The organism is Spirillospora sp. NPDC046719 (assembly GCF_040645715.1).
Taxonomy (GTDB): Bacteria; Actinomycetota; Actinomycetes; order Streptosporangiales; family Streptosporangiaceae; genus Spirillospora.
In genome coordinates this window covers 1-6,325 of the sequence record NZ_JBEYYT010000494.1, presented here as the reverse complement: position 1 = coordinate 6,325, position 6,325 = coordinate 1, and the positions used below count along the sequence as shown (strand labels likewise).

The 6,325-nt window shown below is 74.7% G+C and carries 7 protein-coding genes; all 7 read right to left on the bottom strand.

From position 1 onward, the window contains the following. Window positions 1–143: 143 nt before the first annotated feature. Window positions 144–1,379, bottom strand: coding sequence for a tRNA uracil 4-sulfurtransferase ThiI (gene thiI / locus ABZ914_RS44070; RefSeq protein ID WP_433138525.1), 1,236 nt, complete (start codon window positions 1,377–1,379; stop codon window positions 144–146). Between the two features lie 155 nt (window positions 1,380–1,534). Further along, window positions 1,535–2,560, bottom strand: a complete 1,026-nt coding sequence (locus tag ABZ914_RS44065) for a 6-phosphofructokinase (protein WP_190861885.1) — start codon at window positions 2,558–2,560, stop codon at window positions 1,535–1,537. 105 nt (window positions 2,561–2,665) lie between these two features. Further along, window positions 2,666–3,190 carry an SCO6045 C-terminal-like domain-containing protein gene (locus ABZ914_RS44060; RefSeq protein WP_500200690.1) on the bottom strand — a complete coding sequence of 175 codons (525 nt, stop codon included), beginning with the start codon at window positions 3,188–3,190 and terminating at the stop codon, window positions 2,666–2,668. Between the two features lie 13 nt (window positions 3,191–3,203). Next, window positions 3,204–4,121 carry an MbnB/TglH/ChrH family RiPP precursor modification enzyme gene (locus tag ABZ914_RS44055; protein ID WP_500200689.1) on the bottom strand — a complete coding sequence of 306 codons (918 nt, stop codon included), beginning with the start codon at window positions 4,119–4,121 and terminating at the stop codon, window positions 3,204–3,206. After that, window positions 4,111–5,112 (bottom strand): TIGR04222 domain-containing membrane protein, encoded by a 1,002-nt coding sequence (locus tag ABZ914_RS44050; protein WP_500200688.1) that lies wholly within the window; start codon window positions 5,110–5,112, stop codon window positions 4,111–4,113. Before ABZ914_RS44050 ends, ABZ914_RS44055 begins: the two co-directional genes overlap by 11 nt. A gap of 97 nt (window positions 5,113–5,209) precedes the next feature. Beyond that, a complete protein-coding gene (locus tag ABZ914_RS44045) occupies window positions 5,210–5,848 on the bottom strand; it encodes a response regulator (protein WP_190861926.1) in 639 nt (212 codons plus the stop codon). A 33-nt stretch (window positions 5,849–5,881) separates the two neighbouring features. Next, a partial coding sequence (locus ABZ914_RS44040; RefSeq protein ID WP_500200687.1) for a sensor histidine kinase occupies window positions 5,882–6,325 on the bottom strand: 444 nt, incomplete at its 5' end.

Sequence of the window (6,325 nt, the reverse complement as noted above, 5' to 3'; positions counted from 1 at the left end):
CACGATTTTTCCTGATTTAGACGTCATACCCTTTATTGTTTATGGTGACTGGTGTTGTGACGTGTGCTTTTCCGATCTGTGTTGGCGGCGGCCCCGCGTCCTCGGGCCGGGGGGCCGGGGCGACCGTACGCGGTCGGACGGCGTCAGGACGCGGCGGCGTCGCCGTAGACGGGGCGGTGCTCCTGGACGGACTCGGCGAGCTGGTCGGCGAGCTCGCCGACGTCGAGGCGCTTCTCGATCTGCCGGAGGTCGTCGATCTTGGCGCGGGTCTCGGCGCGGCGCGGCGCGAGCATCGTGCAGCAGTCCTCGTCGGGCAGCTCGGAGATGGACAGCGTGCGGATGCGGCGCGCCTGGTCCATGATCTCGATCTTGTCCATGCCGACGAGCGGGCGCAGGATGGGCAGCTCGACGGCGTCGTCCAGCGCGGTGATGTTGGCGAGGGTCTGGCTGGACACCTGGCCGAGCGCGTCGCCGGTGATCAGCGCGGAGCCGCGGAGGCGGCGGGCGAGGACCTCGCCGGTGCGCAGCATGAGGCGGCGCTGCGCGATCACCGCGAGCCGGTCGGCGCCGGACGACTTGATCTGCTGCTGCGCCTTGCCGAACGGGACGACGAACAGCCGGGACCCGCCCTGGAACTTGTCCAGCTCGCGGACCAGCGCGTACGCCTTGTAGATCGACTCCGGGCCGGTGAACGGCATGCCGGAGAAGTGCAGGTAGTCGACGCGCAGGCCGCGGCGCATCATCCGGTACGCGGCGACGGGCGAGTCGATGCCGCCGGACATCAGCACGAGGGCGCGGCCGCTCATCCCGACGGGCAGGCCGCCCTGGCCGGGCAGGCCGCCGGAGTAGACGAACACCTCGTCCCGGTCGACCTCGATCGACAGGGTGTGCGCCGGGTCCTTCAGCTTGACGGGCTGGCCGTAGCGGGCGGCGACGAGCGCGCCGATGTGCCGGTCCAGCTCGGTGGAGGTCATCGGGAAGCGCTTGTCGCGGCGCCGGGACCGGACGGCGAACGTGCCGAGGCGGCCGTCCATGAGCTCCAGGGCGGCGCGCTCGACGCTGGCGAGGTCCTTGCCGACCCGCCAGGCGCGGTGCGCCCACACGATGCCCATGACGTCGGTGATCCGCTGCGCGACCCGCTCCATGGTGGCGAGGTCGGCATCGTGCTTGCGGACGATGAAGACGCCGTGGCGGCGGATGACGTCGACGCGGGCGATGGGCCGGACGGCCTGGCGGACGTTGTCGGCCAGGCGGCGCTCGAACAGCTCGCGGTTCTTGCCCTTGAGGACGACCTCGCCGAGTTTGAGCAGCACGCACGGCTCCCCGTCGACCGGGGACTGCTCCCGGACGTCCGCGGGCGCGGTCTCGAGCGTGGTCATGCGTGGTCCTCCCGGCGGGAACGGGTCAAGGGGCGGCCTCCAGTGTGGCCCACTCACCCCAACATCGCGACCCGGAAAACGTGTTCCCGCCGGGAGGGACGGGTTCGGCCGGGTTCGGCCGGACAGGTTCGGCCGGACGGGTTCGGCCGGACGGGTCAGCCGAAGAAGACCTCGGCCTCGGCGTAGCGCTCCAGCGGGACGGTCTTCAGCTCCTTGGTCGCCTCGTCGAGGCCGACGCGGACGATGTCGGTGCCCTGGAGCGCGACCATCTTGCCGAAGTCGCCGTCGCGGACGGCGTCGATGGCCTGCAGGCCGAACCGGGTGGCGAGGACGCGGTCGAACGCGGTGGGGGTGCCGCCGCGCTGGATGTGCCCGAGCACGGTCGCGCGGGCCTCCTTGCCGGTGCGCTTCTCGATCTCGTCGGCGAGGGCCTGGCCGATGCCGCCGAGCCGGACGTGCCCGAACGCGTCGCGCTCGCCGGTCTGCAGCTGCATCTGCCCGTCGATCGGGTGGGCGCCCTCCGACACGACGATGATCGGCGCGTAGCGGGTCTTGAACCGGCTCTCGACGTACTCGACGACCTTGTCGATGTCGAACGGCCGCTCGGGGATCAGGATGACGTTGGCGCCGGCGGCCATGCCGACGTGCAGCGCGATCCACCCCGCGTGGCGGCCCATGACCTCGCAGATCAGCGCGCGGTGGTGGCTCTCGGCGGTGGTGTGCAGCCGGTCGACGGCCTCCATGCCGATGTTCACCGCGGTGTCGAACCCGAAGGTGTAGTCGGTGGCGTTGAGGTCGTTGTCGATCGTCTTGGGGACGCCGACGACGTTGACGCCGTTGGCGTACAGCTCGCGGGCGACGCCGAGGGTGTCCTCGCCGCCGATGGCGATCAGGGCGTCGACGCCGAGGCCGGCGAGGTTGTCCTTGATCCGCTCGACGCCCCCCTCGACCTTGACCGGGTTGGTCCGGGACGAGCCGAGGATCGTGCCGCCGCGCGGCAGGATCCCGCGGACGGCCTGCACGTCGAGGGCGACGGTGTCGCCTTCGAGGGGCCCGCGCCAGCCGGCCCGGAAGCCCACGAACTCGTAGCCGAAGACCTGCACGCCCTTGCGGACGACCGCGCGGATGACCGCGTTCAGGCCGGGGCAGTCCCCACCTCCGGTGAGCACTCCGACTCGCATGCCGTCTCCTTCTCCCGCCACCGGGCTCCTCCCTCGGTTCACATGGCCAGACTAGTGGTCAGCGCATGGCTACGCAGGGCATTCGCCGGCCGTCCCGGCGTGCCGTCATTGGTCTAGACCATAGCCCCCGGAGGCGCCCCGCGGCACGCCGTCCGGCGGGACGCGGCGGCGGCGCGACGGGCCCCGGATGATCCGGACCCTTCCCCGGAAAAGCACCGCCACTCCCCCGGGCGCGCGCCGCACCGCCGCCGACCGCCGGCGCGGCGCGGACGCGCCGTCATAGGCCCAACTGATCTCCGCGAGCGCCAGTTCCCGCGCGGCCTCCCCGGCGAGGCCGTCGCGGTGCGCCCGCGCGAAGTCCCATCCGTCGCGGAACGATCCCCGGGTCGGGCGTCCGGCCGCCCACGCGGCGAACTCCGCCTTCCAGGACGCCCCGTAGGCGGCGGCGAGGGCGGGCCAGGCGCGCTCCACCTCGCCGGCCCGTTTCAGCAGGACGCTGTGCGCGGCGGCCCGCACCGCGGCGGCGTCGAACCCGGCGGGCATCGGGCCGCCCGCCGCCATCGCGCGGACGAGGGCCTCCTGCGTCGCCGCCAGCGCGGGGTCGAACGCTCCCGGGTCCACCGCGCTCATGTGACGGCCGCGCTCATGTGACGGCCGCCAGGCCGGACGCGGCGGCGATGGCGTCCAGCTCGGCCTGGAGCTCGCCGGTCGGCGGGTAGCGGCCGTCGCGCTCCAGCAGGAACCCGGGCGGGCGGCGCCGCGCGCACACCTCCCGGATCAGGTCCAGGACCTCTCGCGGGACAGCCGCCGTATGCGTGTCGTGGTAGCGGCCGTCCCGCTCGACGCCGCCCGCGACGTGGCAGTAGGCGACGCGTTCCAGCGGCAGGCGGTCGATGAGGTCCAGCGGGTCCTCGCCCCGGTTGCGGGCGTTGGCGTGCACGTTGGCGACGTCCAGCAGCAGGAGGGCGCCGGTGCGGTCCAGGAGCTCGGTGAGGAAGTCGCCTTCGGTGTACTCGGCGTCCGGCCAGTCGAAGAGCGCGGCGATGGGCTCGACGGCGAGCGGGACGGGCAGTTCGGCCTGCGTGCGGCGGACGTTGGCGGTGAGCGCGTCCAGCGCCGCCCGCGTGCGCGGCACCGGCAGCAGGTGACCGGCCTCGATCCCGCCCGCCCGGACGAACGCGACGTGCTCGCTGACCAGCGGCGCGCCGAGCGCCTCGGCGCAGGCGGCCAGGTGCGCGACGCGCTCGGCGGCCACCGGCTCGGCGCCGCCGAGCGACAGCTTCACGCCGTGCGGGACGACGGCCGCGCCGCGCCCGCGCAGTTCCAGCAGGCCGGGCGCGGGACGCGCCGGGTGGACGGACTCGGCGATCACCTCGGTGAAGCGCAGTCCGGGCAGCGCGCCGACGAACCCGGCGATCTCCGGCCGCCAGCCGAGGCCGACGCCCAGATCGGGCAGGCCGGGCAGGGCGGGCGTGCCGGGCTGGGAAGGCGCGCCGGGCAGGGAGAGCGTGCCGGGCAGGGAGGGCGTGCCGGGCAGGGAGGGCGTGCCGTCAGCCGCCACCGCAGCCTCCTCCGCATCCGCCGCCACCGCATCCGCCGCCGCAGCTCGCTCCCCCGCATCCGTGCCCGCCGCCATGCCCGCCGCCGTGATCCCCGCCGTGCCCGCCGCTGTGCCCGCCGCCGTGGTGGTACCCGCCGTCCGAGGAGTCCCCGAGCAGGAACACCGAGCCGGACGTCCCGTCCCCGCCCGACGTCCCGGCAGGCCCGACGCTCGCCAGGTAGTGCGCCGCTCCGAGCGTCTTGGCGTACACGGGGTCCCAGGCGGTGAGCGCGGGGACGCCGAAGAGCGCGACGGCCATCAGGATCCTCGGCGCGGCCAGTTCCTCGTACGCGCCGTCGGTCGGCGGCGACAGGTCGTCGTGGTCCTTCCGCGTCCGGTCGAGGACCCGGTCCCCTTCCGCGGTGCGCCCATGGGCCGAGCCGAGCGCGAACGCCGGGACGGCGACCGCGATCAGCACCAGCACGCCGGCGGTCATCACCGGCACACCGTGGCGGGTGCCGACCGCGATCCACCCGGCGATGCCGAGCAGCAACCAGATCCGGACGGGCCAGAGCATCCGCCTCAGGCGGCGCCGCGCGTCCTCGGGGACGAGCATGCCCTGCGCGGCCAGGTCGCCGCGGAGCCGGCCGAACGCGTCCCGGACGCCGGGCTCGGCGGCGAGACCCGGCAGCGTCGGATCCGCGGACTCGGCGAGCGCGGCGTGCAGGGCGGCGTCCAGCGCCGCGCCGCCGCGGGGCGCCGTCTCGCCGGGACTGATCCGCCCGTCGGCGTGGACCTCGATCGCCTCGTCGAGCTTCAGCGCCGCCATCGCGACGGCGGCCGCGGCCGGCTCCCCGCCGCGCAGGTAGGCGACCTCGCGGGGATCCAGGTCCCGGATGGGCGGACGGCCTCGGCGCACCGCCGCCCGCGTCCGGGCGGGCGCCACCAGCAGGACCGCCGCGACCAGCGCGTACACCGCCAGAACCAGGATGGAGACCTGTGTCGCTCCCAATCCGCCGCCCCTTTCGTCCGCCGTCGGCCGTCCTCTGGGGACGCGGGGAACGGGGTGCCGGTTCCGTACCGGCCGTTATCGGACAGGCGCCGCCGGATCAGGACTCCTCGTCCAGGCCCTTCTCGATGGCGTAGCGGACGAGCTCGACGCGGTTGTGGAGCTGGAGTTTGCCGAGGGTGTTCTGCACGTGGTTCTGCACCGTGCGGTGCGACAGGACGAGCCGCTGCGCGATCTGCTTGTACGTCAGGCCCTTGGCGACGAGCCGCAGCACCTCGGTCTCGCGGTCGGTGAGCCGGGGCGCGTCGTCGTCCTCGCGGGCGGGCGCGGCGGCGAGCCTGCGGTACTCGCCGAGGACGAGCCCGGCGAGGCCGGGCGTGAACACCGCGTCGCCGTCGGCGGTGCGGCGGACCGCGTCCAGGAACTCCTCGCGCCCGGCGGACTTGAGCAGGTAGCCGGTGGCGCCCGCCTTCACCGCCTCCAGGACGTCCTGCTGCTCGCCGCTGGCCGACAGCACCAGCACCCGCACGGGCGGGTCGGCCGCGGCGAGGTGCCGGGTGACCTCGACGCCGCTGATGTCGGGCAGCTGCAGGTCGACCACGGCGACGCGGGGGCGCGCGGCGGCGGCGATGCGGACGGCGGTGCGGCCCTCCCCGGCGGTGGCGACGACCTCGTGCCCCGCCTCGGCGAGGTCGCGGGCGACGGCGTCGCGCCACATCGGATGGTCGTCGACGACCATGACCCTCAACGGAACCTCGCTCACGCTCACACCCTAGACGTCGCGGACCGGCACGGAACTACGCGGAACGGTCATCTCGATCTCGGTGCCCTCGCCGGGCGCCGAGACGATCGAGACCGTGCCGCCGAGGTCGCGGACGCGGCCCCGGATGGACTGGGCGACGCCGAGCCGGCCGGACGCGGCCGCGGCGTCGAGGCGGCCGGGCGGCATGCCGGGGCCGTCGTCGCGGACGCTGACGGTGACCTCGCCGGGGCCGTCCTCCAGCAGGACCCAGGCGCGGGCGCCGTCGCCGCAGTGCCGCCGGACGTTGTCCAGCGCCGCCGCGACCGCCGCGGCGACCTCGTGGGCGGCGTGTTCGGGCAGCGGCACGGGCGTCGCGGGGGTCGACACGGTCACCGACGCGGACGCCTGGCCGGTCAGCAGCGGGGCCAGGTCGGCCTCGCGCCCCCCGCCGTCCGCCGGACGCGGCACGGCGGC

Bases quoted from the DNA above. Each gene is read 5' to 3' on its own strand.
- ABZ914_RS44045 (WP_190861926.1), bottom strand. From the start codon at position 5,848: ATGGTCGTCGACGACCATCCGATGTGGCGCGACGCCGTCGCCCGCGAC.
- ABZ914_RS44065 (WP_190861885.1), bottom strand. From the start codon at position 2,560: ATGCGAGTCGGAGTGCTCACCGGAGGTGGGGACTGCCCCGGCCTGAAC.
- ABZ914_RS44060 (WP_500200690.1), bottom strand. From the start codon at position 3,190: ATGAGCGCGGTGGACCCGGGAGCGTTCGACCCCGCGCTGGCGGCGACG.
- thiI (WP_433138525.1), bottom strand. From the start codon at position 1,379: ATGACCACGCTCGAGACCGCGCCCGCGGACGTCCGGGAGCAGTCCCCG.